Annotated in this window: 18 protein-coding genes; 9 read left to right on the top strand and 9 right to left on the bottom strand. The window is 73.5% G+C overall.

Features of this window, described 5'->3' with window-relative positions; genetic code table 11:
- The first annotated feature begins 107 nt into the window (after window positions 1–107).
- The gene (locus M3148_RS15160; RefSeq protein WP_251305563.1) at window positions 108–2,144 is read left to right on the top strand and encodes a hypothetical protein; all 2,037 of its coding nucleotides are present in this window, start codon (window positions 108–110) and stop codon (window positions 2,142–2,144) included.
- Between the two features lie 33 nt (window positions 2,145–2,177).
- Here the strand turns inward: M3148_RS15160 and M3148_RS15155 are convergent, their stop codons facing one another.
- From M3148_RS15155 to ptsP, 6 genes are all read right to left on the bottom strand, one after another.
- On the bottom strand, window positions 2,178–2,363 hold the full coding sequence (locus tag M3148_RS15155; protein WP_251305562.1) for a hypothetical protein: 186 nt from the start codon (window positions 2,361–2,363) through the stop codon (window positions 2,178–2,180).
- Window positions 2,364–2,444: 81 nt separating this feature from the next.
- Window positions 2,445–3,446 carry a DNA topoisomerase IB gene (locus M3148_RS15150; protein WP_251305561.1) on the bottom strand — a complete coding sequence of 334 codons (1,002 nt, stop codon included), beginning with the start codon at window positions 3,444–3,446 and terminating at the stop codon, window positions 2,445–2,447.
- Between the two features lie 95 nt (window positions 3,447–3,541).
- Window positions 3,542–5,824: a family 20 glycosylhydrolase gene (locus tag M3148_RS15145; RefSeq protein WP_251305560.1), complete on the bottom strand. Its 2,283-nt coding sequence runs from the start codon at window positions 5,822–5,824 to the stop codon at window positions 3,542–3,544.
- Between the two features lie 83 nt (window positions 5,825–5,907).
- Window positions 5,908–6,804: an acyl-CoA thioesterase gene (locus tag M3148_RS15140; RefSeq protein ID WP_251305559.1), complete on the bottom strand. Its 897-nt coding sequence runs from the start codon at window positions 6,802–6,804 to the stop codon at window positions 5,908–5,910.
- Window positions 6,801–7,199 carry a globin gene (locus tag M3148_RS15135; RefSeq protein WP_251305558.1) on the bottom strand — a complete coding sequence of 133 codons (399 nt, stop codon included), beginning with the start codon at window positions 7,197–7,199 and terminating at the stop codon, window positions 6,801–6,803. Before M3148_RS15135 ends, M3148_RS15140 begins: the two co-directional genes overlap by 4 nt.
- Window positions 7,196–8,920: a phosphoenolpyruvate--protein phosphotransferase gene (gene ptsP, locus M3148_RS15130; RefSeq protein ID WP_251305557.1), complete on the bottom strand. Its 1,725-nt coding sequence runs from the start codon at window positions 8,918–8,920 to the stop codon at window positions 7,196–7,198. Before ptsP ends, M3148_RS15135 begins: the two co-directional genes overlap by 4 nt.
- Before the next feature lie 267 nt (window positions 8,921–9,187).
- Between ptsP and malQ the strand changes: the two genes are divergently transcribed.
- Window positions 9,188–11,341, top strand: coding sequence for a 4-alpha-glucanotransferase (gene malQ / locus M3148_RS15125; RefSeq protein ID WP_251305556.1), 2,154 nt, complete (start codon window positions 9,188–9,190; stop codon window positions 11,339–11,341).
- A 136-nt stretch (window positions 11,342–11,477) separates the two neighbouring features.
- Here the strand turns inward: malQ and M3148_RS15120 are convergent, their stop codons facing one another.
- A complete protein-coding gene (locus M3148_RS15120) occupies window positions 11,478–12,932 on the bottom strand; it encodes a PTS transporter subunit EIIC (RefSeq protein ID WP_251305555.1) in 1,455 nt (484 codons plus the stop codon).
- 208 nt (window positions 12,933–13,140) lie between these two features.
- Here M3148_RS15120 and M3148_RS15110 point away from each other — a divergent pair, with 208 nt between their 5' ends.
- From M3148_RS15110 to M3148_RS15090, 5 genes are read left to right on the top strand one after another with little or no spacing between them, the layout of a single operon-like run.
- Window positions 13,141–13,908, top strand: a complete 768-nt coding sequence (locus M3148_RS15110; RefSeq protein ID WP_308203257.1) for a GntR family transcriptional regulator — start codon at window positions 13,141–13,143, stop codon at window positions 13,906–13,908.
- Window positions 13,905–14,159 carry a PTS transporter subunit EIIB gene (locus M3148_RS15105; RefSeq protein ID WP_308203256.1) on the top strand — a complete coding sequence of 85 codons (255 nt, stop codon included), beginning with the start codon at window positions 13,905–13,907 and terminating at the stop codon, window positions 14,157–14,159. Before M3148_RS15110 ends, M3148_RS15105 begins: the two co-directional genes overlap by 4 nt.
- Before the next feature lie 4 nt (window positions 14,160–14,163).
- Window positions 14,164–14,490 (top strand): PTS glucose/sucrose transporter subunit IIB, encoded by a 327-nt coding sequence (locus tag M3148_RS15100; RefSeq protein ID WP_308203258.1) that lies wholly within the window; start codon window positions 14,164–14,166, stop codon window positions 14,488–14,490.
- Window positions 14,487–14,945, top strand: coding sequence for a PTS sugar transporter subunit IIA (locus M3148_RS15095; RefSeq protein WP_251305553.1), 459 nt, complete (start codon window positions 14,487–14,489; stop codon window positions 14,943–14,945). Before M3148_RS15100 ends, M3148_RS15095 begins: the two co-directional genes overlap by 4 nt.
- Entirely contained in the window at window positions 14,936–15,622 is a 687-nt protein-coding gene (locus M3148_RS15090; protein WP_251305552.1) for an HAD family hydrolase, read from the top strand. The genes M3148_RS15095 and M3148_RS15090 overlap by 10 nt, the downstream gene beginning before the upstream one ends.
- A 50-nt stretch (window positions 15,623–15,672) precedes the next feature.
- Here M3148_RS15090 and pepN read toward each other — a convergent pair whose 3' ends face one another.
- The gene (pepN, locus tag M3148_RS15085; RefSeq protein ID WP_251305551.1) at window positions 15,673–18,261 is read right to left on the bottom strand and encodes an aminopeptidase N; all 2,589 of its coding nucleotides are present in this window, start codon (window positions 18,259–18,261) and stop codon (window positions 15,673–15,675) included.
- Between the two features lie 125 nt (window positions 18,262–18,386).
- On the opposite strand from pepN, the gene M3148_RS15080 reads away from it, so the two are divergent.
- Complete coding sequence (locus M3148_RS15080) at window positions 18,387–18,812, top strand: glutaredoxin domain-containing protein (RefSeq protein ID WP_251305550.1); 426 nt, start codon at window positions 18,387–18,389, stop codon at window positions 18,810–18,812.
- Between the two features lie 52 nt (window positions 18,813–18,864).
- Window positions 18,865–19,485: a mycothiol-dependent nitroreductase Rv2466c family protein gene (locus tag M3148_RS15075; protein ID WP_251305549.1), complete on the top strand. Its 621-nt coding sequence runs from the start codon at window positions 18,865–18,867 to the stop codon at window positions 19,483–19,485.
- Between the two features lie 69 nt (window positions 19,486–19,554).
- On the opposite strand, the gene xylB is transcribed toward M3148_RS15075, so the two are convergent.
- Window positions 19,555–21,003, bottom strand: a complete 1,449-nt coding sequence (gene xylB, locus M3148_RS15070; RefSeq protein WP_251305548.1) for a xylulokinase — start codon at window positions 21,001–21,003, stop codon at window positions 19,555–19,557.
- Window positions 21,004–21,064: the final 61 nt, after the last annotated feature.

Here is a 21,064-nt window from a genome sequence, read left to right as displayed (position 1 = left end):
CGAGGGACCCTCGTCGGCGCATGTGCGGGGGTGAGGGCGGGGTCGGCGCGTCGGCTCGCCGTAAGGTGGTGGGACGTGGCCAAGGACGACGACGAGCAGGGACGACGATGAGAGGCAGGCTCCTCGCAGCGGTGGCGAGTGCAGCCCTTGCCCTCACGGGAGCGGCCGTACCGGCTGCCGGCGCCTACGAGGCCCAGCCCGACCACACGTACGCCAACGTGGCCATCCACGGGCCCGGCCACGCCGGCGCGCAGTCCTTCGTCCCCCGGGACGACGAGCTGGGGACCGTGGCGGCATGGCTCGTCAGCCGCTCCACGCGTGGGCAGGTCACCGCCTCGGTGCGCACCGACGTCACCGACCCCGCCACCGAGGTCGGTGCCGCGCAGGTGGACCTCGGCGGCACCGGCCGCGGTTGGTTCGAGCTCGATCTCGGCGGGGTCCGGGTGACACCGGGGCAGGAGTACGTGCTCGTCCTCCAGGCGACGGGCACCGACGGTGCCGTCGAGTGGTGGGGCGCGCGCTCCGCCACCGTTGACGCACCTCCGAGCTGGAACTACGACCGTGACCACTGGGGCGGCTGGGTGGAGCAGGGCGCAGGCCCCGCCGAGCGCTACGCCGGCTGGGACCTCGCCTTCTACGTCGACGACGCCCACCCCGGCTGCGCGGCGGACAACTCCTGCTGGCGCCACCTCGGCGGTGAGCAGCTCGCCGTCCGACCCGCCGGCATCCTCGGCACGCCCGGCCATCCCTACGCGCTGTCCGCCTTCGAGGCGGCAGGCGCGCGCTTCGTGCCGGGCTCCAGCGTCCTCGAGCTGGCCGACGGGAGCTGGCTCTACGTCCCCGAGGGGGCGCAGGCGCCCGAGGTCGTGCCCGCCGGGCACCCCGACGCTCTCGCGCAGGTGGAGGAGAGCCGCGCCTGGCTCGCCTCCGGCAGCGTGCCGGGACGCACGGAGGCCGAGCGGGCCATGGCCGAGCGGGCGCTGCTGGACATGCGGCTCCTGCTCCAGGACAACGGGGCCGTCGCCGCGGCGTGGCACACGATCTGGCGCTACTCCTGGCCCCGCGACTCGGCCTTCACCGCCGTCGCCTTCGCCCGCGCCGGGTTCCCCGAGGAGGCGTTGCGGATCCTGCGCTACAACGCGAGCACCCAGCGCCCGGACGGCACGTGGGAGGCACGCACCCTCCTCGACGGCTCCGGACCGCCGGACGCCCGCGCCTGGCAGCTCGACGCCAACGGCTGGATCCCGTGGGCCACGTGGCAGTATCTCCAGGTCGCGTCCGCCGCCGACCGGGACGCGATTCTCGCCGAGCTCTACCCGACAGTCGAGGCGGCCGCCGACCATGCCGCCGCAAGCCTGGACGAGAACGGCATCCCTCCGGCCCGGCCGGACTACTGGGAGAGCGGCTACCCGGCACCGAACCTCGGGACGGCGGCCCCGCTGCTGGCCGGCCTGCGCTCGGCCGCCGCGATCGCCGAGCTCGCCGGTGAGGAGGACGACGCCGACCGTTGGTTCGTCGCCGCCGACCGTCTCCAGTGGGGCATCGACCACTCCTTCGGCGCCATCGGTTACCAGCGCACCGTCGTCGACGGCAGCGGCAAGGACGCGGCCGTCGCCTGGCTCGCGCCACCCTTCAACCCCGCCACGCCGGTGGTCCGCGCCGAGCTCGACACGACGTGGGAGGCCCTGGTCCAGGACACCGGCGGGGTGCAGCCCGGCGAACGCTGGGGCGACGACATGACGTGGACCCCCGAGACGATGTTCTTCGCCCTCGCCTGGGCCGCGGACGACCAGGACGTCAAGGCCGAGCGCCTCGTCGAGTGGATGGACGCCCACCGCACCGGGGTCGGCGCCTACCCGGAGAAGGTCGGCCCGGACGGCAACCCGGCGGCGGTCTCCACCCTCGGCTGGACCGCGTCCCTCACCGTGCTCACCCTCACCGCGCTCGACGGTTCCGTCCCCACCCCGCCGGCCGGCACCAGCACCGTCACCACCGACGACGCCGCCGCCGCCGACCCACGCTCCGCCTCCTCCCCCGCGCTCGCCACCCCGGACTCGGTCGCCGCCCCGTGGCTCCTCGTGCTCGCCCTCGCGACGGCCGCCGTCGTCGTCGGGTTCAGCCGTCGTCGCCGACGGCGGCCTTGACCCCCGCGTCAGCCGCCCCCTCCGGCAGCCTGATCAGCCGCCGCCCTCGTGCGGCCTGCGCACGGTGGCCGCATAGCGGCGCTGACGCCGCACCCGCAGAGCCACGTGGACGAGGGACAGAACCGTGAGGCCTGCGGCCACCCGCGTGCTGAACAGGCGCGTGACGGCGAGGATCCCGACCATGACGGCAGCGAAGGCGCATGCCACGACCAGCGCCATCGTCGTCGTCTCCCCTCGACCCGAGCAGCCCCGCCATCGTGGCACACGTGCCCGGCCCCACGCCCGGGGTTCAGGAACGGTTCAGGACAGGAGGTCGATGACCGCCTGCTCGGCCGGGGCGAGGCCCGTGCGGACCTCGATCTCGCCGGGCGCAGCGGCATCCGGCGGGATCGTGTTGCCGCGCTCGAAGCTGTCGATGACCTGCGGGTCGATGTAGGAGGCGCGGCTGACCGCCGGGGTGTTGCCGAGGTCCTCGGCCACCCGCTTGACCGCCTCCCGCACCGCCGCCTGCCGCGTGCGCGAGGTGGAGACGTCCTCGGCGCGGGCGAGGTGGACGGCGGCCATGACCGTCCCGCGCCACGTGCGGAAGTCCTTGGCGCTCGCGTCCGGCCCGAGGAGCTCCTTGAGGTAGGCGTTGATGTCCGCCGTGGACAGGTCCACCCAGCGGCTGCCGTTGCGGTAGGCGAGCAGCTCGACGCCACCACCGCGGCGTCGGCGCAGCGTGGTGAGCGGGCCGGTGAGCTCGGGGTCACGCAGCTCCAGGGAGCGGGGCAGCCCGGACTTGGCCGTGTACTGGAAGCTCAGCGTGCCGTCGGTGCGGATCCGCAGGTGGTCCTTGCGCAGCGTCGCCAGACCGTAGGTCTCGTGCCGCGCGGCGTAGGTCTCCCCACCGATCCGGAAGGCGCCGCGGTCGAGGAGCCGGAAGGCGATGGCGAGCGACTGCTCCCGGGTGAGCCGAGGGAGCGCCAGGTGCTCGGCCACCTGCCCGCGGGCCTCGGGCAGGCGGGTGGCGACGTCGAGCACGTGCCGGTACTTCGCCCGCTCCCGTCGGGCGCGCCACACGTCGTGGTAGAGGTACTGGCGCCGTCCGGCGTCGTCGATCCCCACGGCCTGGATGTGCCCGGCCGGGTCGGGGCAGATCCACACGTCCCGCCACGCGGGCGGGATGACGAGCGAACGGCACCGGTCGACGATGTCGGGGTCGGTGACCCGCTGTCCGTCCGCGTCGAGGTAGATGTACCCCTTGCCGGCACGGCGGCGGGTCAGACCGGGGGAGTCGACGCGGACCTTGCGCAGCCTCACCTGGTATCCCTCACGGCCCCAAGTCTGTGAGGTGTGCGCGGAATTCGCGCGCGGAGAGGGCGCCCGGGCGGGGCAGGCCCCGCCCGGGCGCCGACTCAGCCGCGCCGGCGCCGCAGCAGGCCGGTGCCGGTCCCGACGAGGGCGGCGACGCCGAGCAGCACGAGCGCGACGGGGGCGCCGGTGGCGGGCAGCTGGCCGCCACCGGGCTTGGCAGGCGGCGTGGCGGGCGTCGTCACCGTGGGCGTGGGCGTCGGCGTGGGGGTGGGCTCGCCGTCGTCGCCGAGCACGGTGACGGTGAACGGGGCCGTCGCCGTGCCGTTCGGTGCGGTGACGCTGAGGACCCCGCTGTAGGTGCCGGGCTCGGTGAAGGTGTGCTCGACCTCGAGGAGGTACTCCCCGTTGACGGTGAGCTCGTCCCCCTCGCGGGTGGCGACGACCGTCGCGGGCACCGGCTCGCTGCCGTCACCGAGGTCGACGGTCGCCTCGATGTCCTCCGCTGACGTTCCCGGTGCCGTCACGACGCCCACGGTCATGGCGGCGGCGGTGCCGGGAGCCTCGAGGTGCTGGTCGACGCCGGCGGCGTCGACGGTCCACGCGACCTCCGGGGTGGCGTAGAAGTTGTGGTCCTGAAGGGTCAGCCGCCCGCCGAGCGTGGCGAGACGGCCGAAGAAGTCCTCAAGCGCGCGGTCCGCCTGCGGGGTCCAGCCGATCTCGAGGACCGTCGCCGCCCGGGGCAGCACGAGCCACTGCGCCTGGGCGATGCCGCGGACCGTCTCGGACCACAGCGGTCCCTCGACGCCGAGGAAGCCCTCGGTCATGACGTCGGGGAACAGCTCCTGCGGGTCCCAGTCGTAGTACCGCTCGACGGTGCAGTCGTCCGGGCACGCCCACGACAGCCCGATGGGGGACACGGAGTCGTCCGGGTCCTCGGGGTCGTCGCCGTCGTACCGCTGGTCGAGGTAGGCGTGCGGGGCGTCGGAGACGACCATGCGGGCGCCGTTCTCGTTGACCCGCTCGGGTGCGATCGCCGCCCCGGCGGTGCCCGCACTCCACATCTGCAGGACGTTGTCCTCGTGGACGTCGGCGAGGGCGAGCTCGTTCCAGCCGAAGGGCTCCTTGCCGAGGTCCTCGACGACGTCGATCATCCGGTCCATGAAGTAGATGTAGTCCTCCTCCTCGGTGACGTGGGACTCGTCGCCGCCGATGTGGAGGTAGGGGCCGGGGGTGAGCTCGGCGATCTGCGACCACACGTGCTCGAGGAAGGTGTACGTCACCTCGCCCCGGGTGTCGAGCGTCGAGTGGCCGACCTCCCCGGTGCCGTGCGCCGGCGGGACACCGGTCTCCGGGTCCGGCTCCGGGGCGGCGCCCTCGGTGTTGAGCTGCGGGATCGCGTGGAGCGCCGCCTGGGTGTGTCCCGGCGTGTCGATCTCCGGGACGACGACGACGTGCCGCTGGGCCGCGTAGTCGACGATCTCGGCGTAGTCCTCCTGGGTGTAGAAACCGGTCCGCCCCGGCTCGTCCTCGTAGCCCTGCTCGGTCATCGCCGTCTGGCCCGAGACCGCGGTGAGGCGCGTGTAGTCGATGTCGTCGCCCTCGACGCGGCCCTCGTTGGTGATCTCGATGCGCCAGCCCTGGTCGTCGGCGAGGTGGAGGTGGAGGTGGTTCATCTTGAGCTGGACGAGGGAGTCGATGAACTGCTTGACCTCGTCCACGGTCTGGAAGCTGCGCGCGACGTCGAGCATGATGCCGCGGTACTCGAAGCGCGGGGAGTCGAGGACGGTCACCGCGGGGACCGTCCACGGCCCCGCCGTCGCCTCGTCGTGCTCGACGAAGGTCGGGAAGAGCTGGCGCAGCGTCTGGACGCCGTTGAAGACGCCCTGGGCGCTGGTCGCGGAGACGACGACGCCGTCGGCACCCGCGATGAGACTGTAGGCCTCGGCGGAGTCCTCGTGGCCCTCGACGGCGTGCTCCGGGCCCACCTGCAGCGTGATGTCGGCGCCGTCGCCGGCCTCGGTGACCGGCAGGTCGTAGCCGGTGGACGGGCGCAGCACGCTCGCGAGGAACGCACCGGCTCCTGCGGCCTCACCGGCCGCGACGATCTGCGCGTCCGGGGTGAGGAGGAAGGGCTCGGCGTCGGCTTCGTGCTCGAGAGAGACGGGACGCGGCACGATCATGGGCGACTCGGTCGGCGGGTCTGTCGGCGCCATGGCCCCCAGCGTGCCACCGACGGCGGCGGTGGCCGGCCCGTTCTGGGCGGCGGCCGGGAGGCCGAGCACCGTGAACGGCAGCAGCAGGGCCGCGGAGAGCGCGAGCGCACTGCGTCGTCGTCGTCCACGGCGGCGACCGGGTCGGACGGGCACGGACGTGGGTACGGTCATGGCAAGCTCCCCCTGGGTGGCGACCACGGGAGGCGTGCCAGGCCCGCCCCGCCGCGAGTGACGCCGTCATGCTACGACCGGCGTCAAGACCCCTCGGGGACCCGGACCATGCCTTCCTGCGCCAGCGTGGCCACGAGATCGCCGGCCTGGTCGTAGACCTTCGCCAGGCCCAGCCCGCGTCCGCCCTGCGCGCTGGGGGCGTCCTGGACATAGAGCAGCCACTCGTCCACGCGGACGTCGCGGTGCCACCACATCGCGTGGTCGAGGCTGGCGACCGACAGGCCGGGGGAGGTCCACACAAGCTCGTGGCGGCGCAGCACCGGCTCGAGCATCACCTGGTCGCAGGCATAGGCGAGCAGCGCCCGGTGGGTGAGCTGGTCCGCGTCCACGCGGCCGCGCGAGCGCATCCACAGCGCCTGGCGGCTCAGCGGGGAGCGGCCGCGCGGGACGTAGATCGAGCCCTCGACGTGCCGGATGTCGAAGGCGCCGGTGCGGGCGTAGAAGTTCGCCGCGGGGTGGTCGTAGCGGGAGAAGAGGTCCGCCGAGCTCTCCAGGCCCTCGGGGCCGGGCACCTCGGGCGGGTCCTCGGCGTGGTCCAGCCCCGGCTGGCGCTCCTGGAAGGAGGTGATCATCGAGAGGATGGGCTTGCCGTCCTGGATCGCGTGCGTGCGGCGGGCGCTGAAGGAGCCGCCGTCGCGCATCCGCTCCACCTCGAAGGTGATCGGCCGGTCGAGCTTGCCGGGTCGCAGGAAGTAGCCGTGCACGGAGTGGGGCAGGCGCTCGGCGGGCAGGCCGGCGTCGGAGACGGTCCCGGCGGCCGCGATGAGGGACTGAGCGAGCACCTGCCCGCCGTACACGCGTCCGCTCAGGTGCTCCAGCGACGTCCCCGTGCAGGTGTCGTGCCCGGTCCGCTCCAGGCGCAGCAGCTCCAGGACCGAGGTCAGCGCCTCGCTCTGCTCACCGGCGTCGGCCACGGTCACGGCTCCTCCATCGTGTTGACCAGCGAGAACGCGGCCCGCTCGAGGTAGGTCCACAGCATCGTCTCGAGGTCCGCGGGCAGCGCGAGCTCGTCGACGCCGTCGCGCATGTGCTGCAGCCAGCGGTCACGGGCCAGCGGGCTCACGGCGTACGCGGCGTGCCGCATCCGCAGCCGCGGGTGCCCGCGGGTCTCGGAGTACGTCGTCGGGCCGCCCCAGTACTGCTCGAGGAACGTCGTCAGGCGCTCGACGGCGCCCTCGAGGTCGTCCTCCGGGTACATCGGTGCGAGGACGTCGTCGGTGCGCACGCCCTCGTAGAAGCGGCGGACGAGCCGCTCGAAGGTCGCCCGCCCGCCGAACGCCTGGTACGCGGTGACCTGGTCCGGGCTCGCGCTCACAGGCCGAGCTCGTCGAGGACCGGCAGCTGGCCGCGCACGAGGGCGCGGGCCTGCTCGGCAGACTCGGCGCCGAGCGCGAGCTGGGCGAGCTCCTGGCAGCGCTGCAGCGTCGTGGCCGCGAGCACGGCGGCGACGTCCGGCAAGGAGCGCGGGGACATCGACAGCGAGGACACGCCCAGGCCGACGAGGACGACGGCGGTGGCCGGGTCCGCGGCCGCCTCACCGCACACGCCCACGGGCCGGCTCTGCTGCGCACCGCCGCGACAGGTCTCCTCGATCATCCGGAGCACCGCCGGGTGGAAAGCGTCGGAGAGGGACGCGAGGGAGCCGAGGAGGCGGTCGGCGGCCATCGTGTACTGGGTGAGGTCGTTGGTACCGATCGACGCGAAGGCGGCGCGGGCGAGGATCGGCCCGGACATGAGCGCCGCGCTCGGCACCTCGACCATGACGCCCGCGGTGGTGAGGCCGTGCTTGGCGCAGGCCGCGACGAACTCCTCGGTCTCGTCCACGGTGGCGACCATCGGGGCCATCACCCACACGTCGGCGCTCTCGGCAGCCGCCGCCTCGGCGATCGCGGTGAGCTGGTTGTCCAGGATCCGCGGGTTGCGCCAGGAGGTGCGCAGGCCGCGCACGCCGAGGGCCGGGTTGGGCTCGGCGGTGTCGGTGAGGAAGGGCATCGGCTTGTCCGCGCCGGCGTCGAGCGTGCGCACGACGACCTTCTTGCCGGGGAAGGCGGCGAGGACGGTGCGGTAGGCCTTGACCTGCTCGGCGACGGTGGGCTCCTCGGCCCGGTCGAGGAAGCAGAACTCGGTGCGGAACAGGCCCACGCCCTCCGCGCCCGCCTCGGCGGCCTTGACGGCGCCCGCGGGCTCCCCGACGTTGGCGAGGAGGCTGACGCGGTGGCCGTCGCTGGTGCGTCCCTCGCCGTCAAAGGTGCGCACCTGCGCGGCGAGGGCCTCTGCGGCGGTGACCTCCTCCGCGCTCGGGTCCAGGACCGCGGTGCCGGCGGCGCCGTCGACGAGGACGGTGCGGCCCTCCTCGAGAACCTCCAGGGCGTGCGGCGCCCCGACGACGGCGGGGATCCCGAGTGAACGGGCGAGGATCGCGGTGTGCGAGGTGGGGCCGCCCTCGGCGGTGACGATGGCGCGCACCTTGCTGGGGTCGAGCAGCGCGGTGTCGGCGGGGGCGAGGTCGAGGGCGACGAGGACGAAGGGCTCCTCGCGCTGCGGGATGCCCGGCATGGGGATGCCGAGGAGGCTGGCGACGACGCGGTCGCGCACGTCGCGCACGTCGCGTGCCCGCTCGGCCATGTACCCGCCGAGCGCGCTGAGCTGCTCGGCGACGGCGTCGGCGGCCTCCCAGACGGCGAGCGCTGGGGCCTTGCCCTCCTCGCGGACCTTCGCCTGGGCGGACTGGACGAGCGTGGGGTCGGCGGCCATCTGAGCGGTGGTCGTGAGGATCTCCGCCGCCTCGCCCTCGGCGCTCTCGGCGGCGGTGCTCAGGCCCTGGGCGACCGCGGCCGCGTGCTCGGCGACGGAGGCGGCGGCGGCCTCGACGTCGTCACCCGCGGCGAGCCGCTCGTGGGGGGACGGCGCGGGGACGGCACCGGCGAGCTGAGCCACCGGGCCGGCGGCCCGACCGGGACTCACGCCGATGCCACGGACGTTGGTGCGGCGTGCGTTCTCAGTGCTCAAGTGGGTGCTCCCGTCACGTGGTCCCATGCTCTGCCTATTGTGCGCCCTGACCGGTGCTGCTCGGGCCGGTCCGGAGGGGTGACCGGCCCGCAGGCGGGCCGGTCGGCCGGGCGCACCGGCCCGCGCGGCGCAGTCCTGCGGTCACCCGCGCCGGGCCACTGCCCGTCGAGCCTATCGTCCGCCCGCCCGGAGCTGCACCGCTCGCACGCGCCGGGGCACGGGAGGTCTGGCAAGATCACGCGGAGACCTGGGTGCTGAGGCAGCCATGACGCACGAGCCGAGGAGCATCTGCACGTGAACACCACATCGCCGTCCGGGCGGGCCGCCGGCCTTCCGAGCGAGGCCCTCCAGCGACTGGCAGCGGCGTACGGGGTGGCAACGGACTTCTGGGACTACACCGGCAACCACCGGACCGTCCCCGCGAGCACGATCCGCGCCGTCCTGGCGGCCCTGGGCGTCGTCGTCGAGAGCGAGGAGGACGTCGCGGAGGCGCTCGTCGACGTCGAGCTGGCGCCATGGCGCTCGGTGCTGCCGCCCAGCCTCGTCGTGCGGCAGGGCCGCGAGGCGCAGGTGCCGGTGCACCTGCCCCACGGGAGCACGGTGTCGGTCCGCGTCGCCCTCGAGGACGGCGGCGAGCGGGTGCTCGAGCAGCTGCCCGTGTGGGTGGACCCCCGCGACATCGACGGCGTGCGGACCGGGCGGGCGACCTTCGGGGTCCCGGCCGACCTGCCGCTGGGCTGGCACGAGCTCGTCGCCGTCGTCGAGGGGCAGGATCCGGCGCGGTGCACGTTCGCCGTCACCCCCGACGTGCTCGGCGTCCCCGCCGAGGTTCCCGAGCGTGCCTGGGGTCTCATGGCGCAGCTGTACTCGGTGCGGTCCCGCACGTCGTGGGGCGTGGGCGACCTCGCCGACCTCGCCGAGCTCGGCAGCTTCTTCGGGCAGCAGGGGGCCGACTTCCTCCTCATCAACCCGCTCCACGCCGCCGAGCCGGTCGGTCCGATGACGCCGTCGCCGTACCTGCCGGTCACCCGGCGGTTCCACAACCCGCTCTACATCCGTCCCGAGGACATCCGCGAGTGCGCCTACCTGCCGGGGCCCCAGCGCGCCCTCGTCGAGTGGGCCGCCGAGGAGGTCCGGGGCGCGGCGAGCGACCCCAGCCCCATCGACCGCGACGCGGCCTGGGCGGCCAAGCGCCAGGCCCTGGAGGTCATCCACAAGGCCGGCCGCTCCCCGGCGCGCCAGCGTCGGCTCGACGCCTTCCGCGCCGAGGAGGGGCAGGGGCTGGAGGACTTCGCGCTGTGGTGCGCCCTCGCCGAGAAGTACGAGGGGCAGCGCTGGCCGGCTGAGCTCGACGACGTCTCCTCCCCGGCGGTCTACCGGGCCCGCGTCGAGCTCGCCGACCGCGTCGACTACTACGTGTGGCTCCAGTGGATTGCCGACACCCAGCTCGACACCGCCCAGCGCGCCGCCCGCGAGGCCGGCATGGCGATGGGCATCATGCACGACCTCGCCGTGGGCGTGCACCCCAGCGGCGCGGACGCGTGGAGCATGGGAGACGTCCTGGCCCGCGGGATCGGCGTGGGCGCCCCGCCGGACATGTACAACCAGCAGGGGCAGAACTGGTCCCAGCCCCCCATGCGCCCCGACGCGCTCGCCCGCTCCGGCTACGCGCCCTTCCGCGACATGCTCCGCACCGTGCTGCGGCACGCCGGCGCCCTGCGCATGGACCACATCCTCGGCCTCTTCCGCCTGTGGTGGATCCCCGACGGCCACGGCGCCGACGAGGGTTGCTACGTGCGCTACGACCACGAGGCGATGGTCGGCGTGCTGCTCCTCGAGGCCCAGCGCGTGGGCGCCGTCGTCATCGGTGAGGACCTCGGCACCGTCGAGCCCTGGGTGCGCGACTACCTCGCCTCCCGCGGCGTCCTCGGCACCTCCGTGCTGTGGTTCGAGAAGGACGACGACGGCGGGCCGCTGCGCCCGGAGGACTACCGCGAGCTCGTGCTCGCCACCGTCAACACCCACGACCTGCCGCCGACGGCGGGCTACCTCGCCGAGGAGCACGTCGACCTGCGCGAGCGCCTCGGGCTGCTCGCCGACCCCGTGCCGGTCGTGCGCGCCGAGGCGCGACGCGAGCGGGAGAAGATGGTCGCCCGGCTGCGGCAGTACGGGCTGCTGCCCGACAGCCCCACCGAGCGGCAGATCGTCGAGGCGCTGCACGCCTACGTCGCGCGCACGCCCTCGCGCCTCGTGGGCGTCGCGCTCGTCGACGCCGTGGGGGAGCGGCGCGCGCAGAACCAGCCGGGCACGGACACGGAGTACCCGAACTGGAAGCTGCCGCTCGCGGACGGCTCGGAGAAGGTCGTGCTCGTCGAGGACCTGCCCGGCATCGCCCGTCTGCGCTCCCTCGTCGCCGTGGTGGAAGGTGCCCTGCGCCCGGAGGCCTGACCCGGCTCCCACGTGGGGACGCACGTCCGGACCCCTGGACGCACACCTGGGCAGCCTGTGGCGTCCTGCAGGTGCGTCCCAGACGGCGAGAGCCCCGGCACCAGAGTGGTGCCGGGGCTCTCGTCATGGGGTACTCCTAGCGGTCGCGCCGTGTCTCGGGGAGCACGGTGCCGGTGTCACGCTTGTCGCGCGCCTCCTCGGGGAAGGCCTTGCCGGGTTCCATCGCGGCGTCCCGGGTCTCCTCCTCGGCGGCACGCTTGCCGGTGGAGACGGCGGCCGCCTCCTGCGCCTCGTCGAAGACGGACGGGGCCGCCACGCCACCCTCGCCCTCGTCCTCGCGACCAGGGGTCTTGAGGTTGAACCTGGTGATGACCAGACGGAACAGGAAGTAGTAGATCACCGCGTAGATCAGACCGAAGACGATGATCATCAGCGGCTGCTCAGCGATGCGGAAGTTGAGCAGGAAGTCGATCGCGCCGGCGGAGAAGCCGAAGCCACTGCGGTACTCCAGCGCGTTCATCAGGGCCAGAGAGCTGCCCGTGAGTAGCGCGTGCACCACGTACAGCGGGAAGGCGACGTAGGCGAAGGCGAACTCGAGGGGCTCGGTGATGCCGGTGAGGAACGCGGTGAAGGCGACCGAGACCATGATGCCGCCGGTGAGCTTGCGGCGGGCCGGCTTGGCCGTGTGCCAGATGGCCAGGGCTGCGGCCGGCAGGGCGAACATCATGATCGGGAAGAAGCCGGTCATGAAGACACCGGCCGTGGGGTCGCCGTTGAGGAAGCGGGCGATGTCGCCGTGGAAGACCTCACCGCTCGCGGCCTCGTAGGAGCCGAACTGGAACCAGGGCAGGTTGTTGAGCAGGTGGTGCAGCCCGAAGGGGATGAGCAGGCGGTTGACCGTGCCGAAGACGAAGCCGCCGAGGACGGAGTTGCCCGGGTCGGTCACCCAGTTGCCGAAGCCGGTGATGACGGTGTCGAAGACCGGGTAGATGAAGGCGAAGACGACGGCGATGAGGATCGCGGCGACGGCCGTGACGATCGGCACGAAGCGGCGGCCGCCGAAGAACGCCAGGTAGGTCGGCAGCTTGATCCGGTAGTACTTCTGGTAGAGCACCGCGGCGACGATGCCGATGACAATGCCGCCGAGGACGCCGTAGTTGATCGTCTCCGCACCGGCCTCGCCGCCACCGAAGGTCCCGCCCCACGGAGCGTTCATCGGGGCCAGGGCGCCGAGCACGTTCGTGAGGACGAGGTAGCCGATGACGGCGGCCAGGGCCGTCGAGCCGTCGGACTTGCGGGCGAAGCCGACGGCGACACCGACGGCGAACAGGAGGGGCAGGTTGGCGAAGAGCGCGTCACCGGCCGCACCGATGACGGCGGCGACGGGCTCCATCCAGCCCATGCCGGCCCAGCCGGCCACGCCGTCGGCGCCGAGCATGTCGGGCTGGCCCAGGCGCAGCAGGAGCGCGGCGGCCGGGAGGGAGGCAATGGGCAGCATGAGGGAACGGCCCACACGCTGAAGCTGGGCGAAGCCGGGGATCGGCCTCTTTTCCTTCTTGGCCGGGGCCGCGCCGGCGGTGGCTGCTGTCACGTCAGGCTCCTCGTCGAGGGCGACGGTGGAGGACCGTCGCAGGTGGTCCGGCCCGGAGGTACCGGCCGGGCAGGCTGGCCTGAACATCCCGTGCAGGATGTCTGGACCAGTTGCGCATACTAGACCGCCATATGATCGCGCGTGTCAAGCATCACCCGGGCGTGGCCCGGGCACGTCAGTCACGGTTCGGTGACGGGAGGGTGGAGCCGTGAAGTACCTCACCGTCCGCGACCATCTGCGGGCCCTCATCGACGACGGTCTGGGCGTCGGGCACGCCATCCCCTCCGAGCGTGAGCTCTGCGAACACTTCGGGGTGTCGCGCATGACGGTGCGTCAGGCGGTCGACGCGCTCGTCGTCGAGGGCCTCCTCGAGCGGGTGCAGGGCCGCGGCACCTTCGTCGCCCAGCCCAAGGTCGACCTCCAGCTGCGACTCGTCTCCTTCCCCGAGGAGATGCGCCGACGCGGCATGGAGCCGTCCCTGCGGGTCCTGGCGGCGGAGAGCGTCGCCGCGCCCCCGCACGTCGCTGACGCCCTCGACCTCCCTCCCGGCGTGGACGTCCACTACCTGCGCCGCCTGCGCCTGGCGGACGGGCTGCCGATGGCGGTGGAGGAGAACTGGGTGCCGGCCATGCTCGCCCCCGAGCTCCTGGGCGCAGACCCCGCGCCCAGCGTCTACGAGGCGCTGACTGCCCGTGGCCTCGCGCCCACGTGGGGGGAGGACGTCATCGAGGCGGTCCTCCTCGAGGCAGAGGTGGCCGGGCACCTGGGCCTGACGGAGGCGACGGCGGGACTGCAGATCCGCCGTCGGACCTTCAGCGGGGACCTCGCCGTGGACTACGCCGTCTCCATCTACCGCGCGGACCGCTACTCCCTGTGGGTGCCGGTCAGCGCTCCCGGGCCCACACTCGTGCCCTCCCGCCGTCGCCTCCGGTCGACGGCGGGAGGCCACACCCCACGTGAGGAAGGACTGCCGTGACCAAGGACATCCACGCGATCCTCGCCGGACTCGGCGGCATTGCGAACATCCGCGAGATGGAACCGTGCATCACCCGGTTGCGGGTGGAGGTCGAGGACCCGGCGCAGGTCGACGCCGCCGCGCTGCGGGCCGCCGGTGCCCACGGCTCCGTCCAGCGCGGCAACGTGGTCCAGGTCGTCGTGGGGCCCGAGCTCGACGCGCTGCTCGGGGAGCTGAGCGACGACACGTGGCGGCGCGCCGACGACGAGTAGGGCCATCACGCCGAAGACGTCTGGACCAGTTAAGGTTTCGGTACGAGACGGCGCCGTCCGTCACCGACCAACGGCCGCGGCCGTGGATGAGGAGCAGAACATGAGCAAGGCAGAGTCCATCCTCGCGGCTCTCGGCGGCGACGAGAACATCGTCGACCTCGAGGCGTGCATCACCCGTATCCGTGTCGAGGTCGAGGACTCGAGCAAGGTCGACGAGGCCGCGCTGCGTGCGGCCGGCGCCTTCGGCGTCGTCCAGCAGGGCACGGCCGTGCAGGTCGTCGTCGGCCCCGAGGCGGACAACATCGTCGAGGACATCGAGGACCTTCGGTGAGCCTGCGGGTCCTCGCACCCGTCGCCGGGACCGTCGTCGCGATGGCCGACGTCCCCGACCCCGTCTTCGCGGGATCGATCGTCGGCCCGGGCATCGCGATCGAGCCCGACGGCGAGGGTGAGGTCCACGTCGTCGCGCCCGTCGACGGCACCGTGGCCAAGCTCCACCCGCACGCCTTCGTCCTCGTCACCGAGCAGGGCCGGGGGGTGCTCGTCCACCTCGGTCTGGACACCGTCCAGCTCGAGGGGCAGGGCTTCACCCTCCACGCGCAGGAGAAGGACACGGTGAGCGCCGGCCAGCGGCTGGTCAGCTGGAACCCGGCCGAGGTCCGGGCCGGTGGGCGCTCGCCCGTCAGCCCCGTCGTCGCGCTCGAGGGCAAGCAGGAGGCACTGACGCTCGCCGTCGAGCCGGGGGCGCAGGTCGCCACCGGCGACGAGCTCTTCGCGTGGGAGTGACCACCACCCACGACGTGCGGGCCCGGGCCGGCGAGCTCCTTCGCCGGCCCGGAGCCGCCGTGCTGCTCGACCTCGACGGCACGCTCGTCGACTCCGAGCCCATGCAGCGGGCCGCCTTCGCCGCCTATTTCGCCTCCCGCGGCTGGGAGGTCTCCGAGACGGTCGTGCGCCAGTTCATGGGCCGGCGCGGCCGGGAGTCCTTCGCGGCGATCGCCGGCCCGTGGGCGGGGGAGGACCCGGTGGCCCTTACCGACGCCGTCATCGCGATGACCGACCCTCTCACCCACCCGCCCGTCCCCGTCCCGGGCGCCGCCGAGGCCATCCGCACCTGGCGCGAGCAGGACCTGCCGGTGTCGCTCGTGACGTCCGCTTTCCGCTCCTGGGCGGAGGAGGCGCTCGAGCTGCTCGGCGTCGCCGACCTCGGTGTCCGGCTCGTCACCGCCGAGGACACCCCGGTGGGCAAGCCGGCACCGGCCCCGTTCCTCCTCGGTGCCCAACGGCTGGGCGTGGACCCGGCTGACTGCCTCGCCGCCGAGGACTCCGTGGCCGGCCTCGCCTCCGCACGTGCCGCCGGGGTGGGGTTCGTCGTCGGCGTGACGACCAGCCTGGGCGCCGACGCGCTCGCCCAGGCTGGCGCCGACGCCGTCGTCCCCGACCTCACCGCCCTCGCGCCCTAGCGCCCCTCGCGCCGACAGTGCACTGACCGCCGAGAGCGGGGGCGCAGGCCTCAGCGCTGGGCGGCGCGGTCGGCCTCCTGGGCGGCGAGGGTGCGGCGCACGGCGTCGCGGTCCTCGCCCACGAGGCGGCGCAGCGCGGCCGGCGCGTCCGGGTGCGCGGCGAGCCACTCGTCGGTGCGGGCGAGCACGTCCACCCCGAGCTCGTCGGCCAGGCCGGCAAGGGCGAAGGGGTAGAGCCCGGTGACGATGTTCTGCGCCATCTCACTGGTCCGCTCCCGCCACACCGTCTCGAGCGAGTCGAAGTAGCGGTCGACGAAGGGCACGAGCAGGGAGCGGTCGTGGACGTCGGTGAAGCCGTCGATGACGGCGTCCTGAAGCGCGTTGGGCAGCTCGTCGGACTCGACGACCGACTCCCACACCTGCTCCTTGGCCGCGGCGCTCGGGACGATCGCGCCCGCCCGCGCGGCCGCCTGGCGGCCTGCGGCGGTGCCGTCCCGGCGAGACTCCGCAGCGATCTCCTCCTGGCCGGCGCGGCCCCCGGCGGCGAGCGCGGTGAGCAGGACCCAGCGCAGGTCGGTGTCGACCTCCAGCCCCTCGAGCACGCGGCTGCCGTCGAGCAGGTCGGCGACGGCGTCGAGCTGGGCGTCGGTGGCGGCCTCGTCGGCAAAGGCGCGGACGAGCTGGAGCTGGGCGTCGGACCCGCCCTCGGCCTGCTCCGCGAGCTGCCACAGGCGGTCGACCACCCGCGGGGTGAGCTCCGCCCGGGTCTCGGGGGCGGTGTAGGCACGTAGCGTGAGGCTGAGCTGGCGCAGGAGGACGAGCAGCACGGTCGAGTCGCGCTCGGCCCCGACGTTCGCCAGGACCAGCTCGAGGTACTCGTGCGCGGGCAGCTCGCCGTCGCGGGTCATGTCCCAGGCGGCCGCCCACACGAGCGAGCGGGGCAGCGACTCGGTGAAGCCCGCGAGGTGGTCGACGGCGGTGCGCAGCGACTCCTCGTCCAGGCGCACCTTGGCGTAGGCGAGGTCCTCGTCGTTGACGAGGAGGAGGTCCGGGCGCGGGCGGCCGACGAGCTCGGGGATCTCGGTGCGGGCGCCGTCGACGTCCGTCTCCACTCGCAGCACCCGCTCCAGGCGCGTGCCGCCGTCGTGCTCGACGACGTCGTAGCCGCCGACGACCAGGCGGTGCGGGCGCAGCACGGGGTGCTCGTCCGGGGCCTCCTGGGTGACGGCGAAGGAGGTGATGACGCCGTCGTCGTCCGTGGTGAGGTCGGGACGCAGGAGCGTGACACCGGCCTGCTCCAGCCACACCTGCGACCACGCGGTGAGGTCGCGCCCGCTCGTGGCCTCGAGCTCGGTGAGGAGGTCACGCAGCTCGGTGTTGCCCCACTCGTGCGTGGCGAAGTAGGAGCGCACGCCGGCGAGGAAGGCGTCCTGGCCGACCCAGGCGACGAGCTGCTTGAGGACGGAGGCGCCCTTCGCGTAGGTGATGCCGTCGAAGTTCACCTCGACGTCCTCGAGGTCGTTGATCTCCGCGACGATCGGGTGGGTGGAGGGGAGCTGGTCCTGGCGGTAGGCCCAGGACTTCTCCAGCGAGGAGAAGGTGGTCCACGCGTCGGTCCACGAGGTGGCCTCGGCGGTGGCGAGGGTGGACATGTACTCGGCGAAGGACTCGTTGAGCCACAGGTCGTTCCACCACCGCATGGTGACGAGGTCGCCGAACCACATGTGGGCGAGCTCGTGGAGGATCGTCACCACGCGGCGCTCGACCGTGGCCTCGGGGACCTTGGAGCGGAAGACGTAGCTCTCGAGGAAGGTGACCGCGCCGGCGTTCTCCATCGCGCCGGCATTGAACTCCGGGACGAAGAGCTGGTCGTACTTCTCGAAGGGGTAGGGGCGCCCGAAGGCTTCCTCGAAGAACGCGAAGCCGGACCTCGTGATGTCCATGACGTTCTCGGCGTCGAGGTGCTCGGCGAGGGAGGCGCGGCAGAAGACACCGAGGGGGATGGTCCGCCCGTCGCTGCTCGTCAGCTCGCCCGTCACGCGGTGGTAGGGGCCGGCGACGATCGCGGTGATGTAGCTCGAGATCCGCGGGGTGGGCGCGAAGTGCCAGACGGCGGCGGCGTCGTCGCCGTCCACCGGCTGCGGCTCGGGGGTGGGGGAGTTGGACACGACGGTCCAGTGCCGCGGCGCGCGGACCGTGAAGCGGAAGGTCGCCTTGAGGTCGGGCTGCTCGAACACGGCGAAGACGCGGCGGGAGTCGGCAACCTCGAACTGGCTGTAGAGGTAGACCTCGCCGTCGACCGGGTCGACGAAGCGGTGCAGGCCCTCCCCGGTGTTCATGTACCGGGCGTCGGCAACGACGACGAGCTCGTTGCGCTCGGCCAGGCCGTCGACGGCGATGCGGGCGCCGTCCCACGCGTGCGTGTCCACGTGGGTGCCGTTGAGGCGGATCTCGTGGACGGCGTCGGCGATGAGGTCGACGAAGGTGCTCGCGCCGTCCCGGGCGGTGAAGGTGATCGTCGTGCGGGAGGCGAAGACCCGGTCGCCGCGGGTGAGGTCGAGCTCGACGTCGTAGGACTCGACGGCGACGAGCGCGGCGCGCTCGGCGGCCTCCTGGCGGGTGAGGTTCTCTCCGGGCACGGTCTGCTCCTTGTCACGTGGGTCGGCGGTCGGTCGGACCGGCCGCTCTCGATCCTGCCACGCCGCTCGCCGCGGGCACACGCCGATATCTGACGCCCGGCGGGCCCGGGTGCCATGCTGGCGGCATGCGCTGGCTCTGGGCCCCGATGCTCGCGGGCACCATCTTTCTCGTCGTCGAGGCGGCACGGGACGGGAGCGTCGCCGCGGCGGTGGGGTACGGCGTCGTCGGCCTCGCCCTGACCTGGTGGCTCAGCCCGTGGCAGGGGGCGGGCGGTGCGCGGCACGCGGACGTCGTGGCCCGGCCGGCGGCCGAGCGGTCGGTCGTCATCTACTGGCGCCCGGGGTGCACCTACTGTGCCCGGCTGCGGGCCCGGCTGGGCCGTGCGGGCCGCCGCGCCACCTGGGTCGACATCTGGCAGGACGAGGACGCCGCCGCGTTCGTGCGGGGCGTCAACAACGGGAACGAGACGGTCCCGACCGTCGTCATCGACGGTGCGCCCTTCACCAACCCCGATCCCGGCCGAGTGCTCGCCCGGCTCGCCGCGGCCTAGGCTGAGCGCGGCGGCGCACGCAGGTGCCGCGGAGCACTCGAGGAGGACGTACATGGCCGAGCACGCCACGAAGGATGTCGCCGACTTCTGGTTCGACCCGATCTGCCCGTGGGCGTGGATGACGTCCCGCTGGATGGGCGAGGTCGAGCAGGTCCGCCCCGTGACGGCGCGCTGGCACATCATGTCGCTGGCCGTGCTCAACGAGGGCCGTGACCTGCCCGCGGACTACCGGGCGATGATGGACAAGGCCTGGGCCCCGGCCCGGCTGGTCAACGCGGCCCGCGAGCTGCACGGCGAGGACGTCGTCAAGCCGCTGTACGACGCGCTCGGCACTCGCTACCACCCGGGCGGCCGGGAGATCGACGACGTCTCCGTGTTCACCGAGGCGCTCGCGGAGGTCGGCCTGCCCGAGGAGCTCGTGCGCTACACGACCTCCGACGAGCTCGACGACTCCCTGCGGGCCTCCCACCGCGAGGGCATCACCAAGGTGGGCGAGGACGTCGGCACCCCCGTCGTGGCCTTCGACGACGTCGCCTTCTTCGGCCCCGTCATCACCCCCGCCCCGAAGGGCGAGGAGGCCGGCCGGCTGTGGGACGGCTGCGTCCTCGTGGCCGGCGTCCCGGGCTTCTTCGAGCTCAAGCGCACCCGCACCCAGGGCCCCGTCTTCGACTGAGGCCCCCTCCTAGCGCCGAGAGCCGGATTCCTCCAGGAGGAATCCGGCTCTCGGCGCGACTGGGGTGGGTCAGGCGGTGAAGCGCTCGATGGCGCGGGCGGACTCGGCGCGGTAGGCGGCGAGGACCTCGGGCGTGGGCTCGGCGGACAGGACCCGCGTGCCCTTCCGCTCCCACACCGGCGGCTGCTCGGCGCCGGACAGCACCCAGGCGGCCTGGCGGGCCGCGCCGTCGGCGACGTACTCGCCCGGCTCGGGCAGCTCGACGTCCTGTCCCAGCACGGCCGGCGCCACCTGCTGGACGGCCGCCGAGCGGGCGGCGCCACCGATGAGGCTGATGCGCCGCACCTCCACGCCCTGGGCCTGGACCGCGGCCATGCCCTCGGCGAGGTGGCACATCATGCCCTCGACGGCTGCGCGGGCCAGGTTCTCCCGCGTCATCGACGCGCGGGTCATCCCGTGCAGGGACCCGGTGGCCGCGGGCAGGTTGGGGGTGCGCTCGCCGTCGAGGTAGGGCACGTGGACGAGGCCGCCGGCGCCCGGCTCGGCGGCGAGGGCGAGATCGCTGAGGCCGGCGTGGTCGACGCCGAGCAGACGGGCGGTCGCGTCGAGCACGCGGGAGGCATTGAGCGTCGTCGCCATCGGCAGGAAGTTCCCGGTGGCGTCGGCGAAGCCGGTGACCAGACCGCTCGCGTCGCGCACCGGGTCGGCGGCGACGGCGGAGACGACGCCGGAGGTGCCCAGCGAGATGGTCACGTCCCCGGTGGCCAGCCCGACGCCGAGCGCTGCGGCCGCGTTGTCCCCGGCACCGGGGCCGAGGAGTGCGCCCGTCCCGCCCACCTGGCCGGCGGCCGTCGCGGGACCGAGCACGCGCGGCAGGACGAGGTCGCTCTCCCGGCCGAGCGCGAGGTCGAGCAGGTCGCGCCGGTAGGTGTTGCCGGCGGGGTCGAAGTACCCGGTGCCGGAGGCGTCGGACCGGTCGGTGGCGAGGTCCTCCAGCGCTCCGGTGCCGAGGAGGCGCCAAGTGAGCCAGTCGTGGGGGAGGGCGACGGCGGCCACCCGGGCCGCGTTCTCCGGCTCGTGCTGGGCGAGCCACCGCAGCTTCGTCACCGTGAGCGAGGCGACGGGCACCGAGCCGATGGCCTCGACCCAGGCGCGGCGTCCGGCGTCGACGTCGCCGTCACCGAGCTCGCGGACGAGGTCGGCGGCGGCCTGGGCGGAGCGGGTGTCGTTCCACAGCAGCGCCGGGCGGATGACCGCGCCGTCCGCGTCGAGGACGACCATCCCGTGCTGCTGCCCGCCGACGGCGACGGCGGCGACGTCGTCGAGGCCTCCGGCCTGCGCGAGCGCCTCCTGCAGCGCGTCCCACCACGCCTCGGGATCCACTTCGGTACCGTCAGGGTGCGACGCGTGGCCGGAGCGGACCAGGCGCCCGGTGTCCGCCTCACGCACGACCACCTTGCAGGACTGGGTCGAGCTGTCGATACCGGCGACGAGCCGGCCGGCGAGCGGGGAAGTCATGGCGCCACCTCTGCGGGACGAGATTGTTAGAGCATAGAACTAAACCAGGTGGGATCGGTAT

The organism is Georgenia satyanarayanai (assembly GCF_023715365.1).
GTDB lineage: Bacteria > Actinomycetota > Actinomycetes > Actinomycetales > Actinomycetaceae > Oceanitalea > Oceanitalea satyanarayanai_B.
Note: the sequence above shows the minus strand (reverse complement) of the source record. Positions and strands in the feature narration are given on the sequence as shown.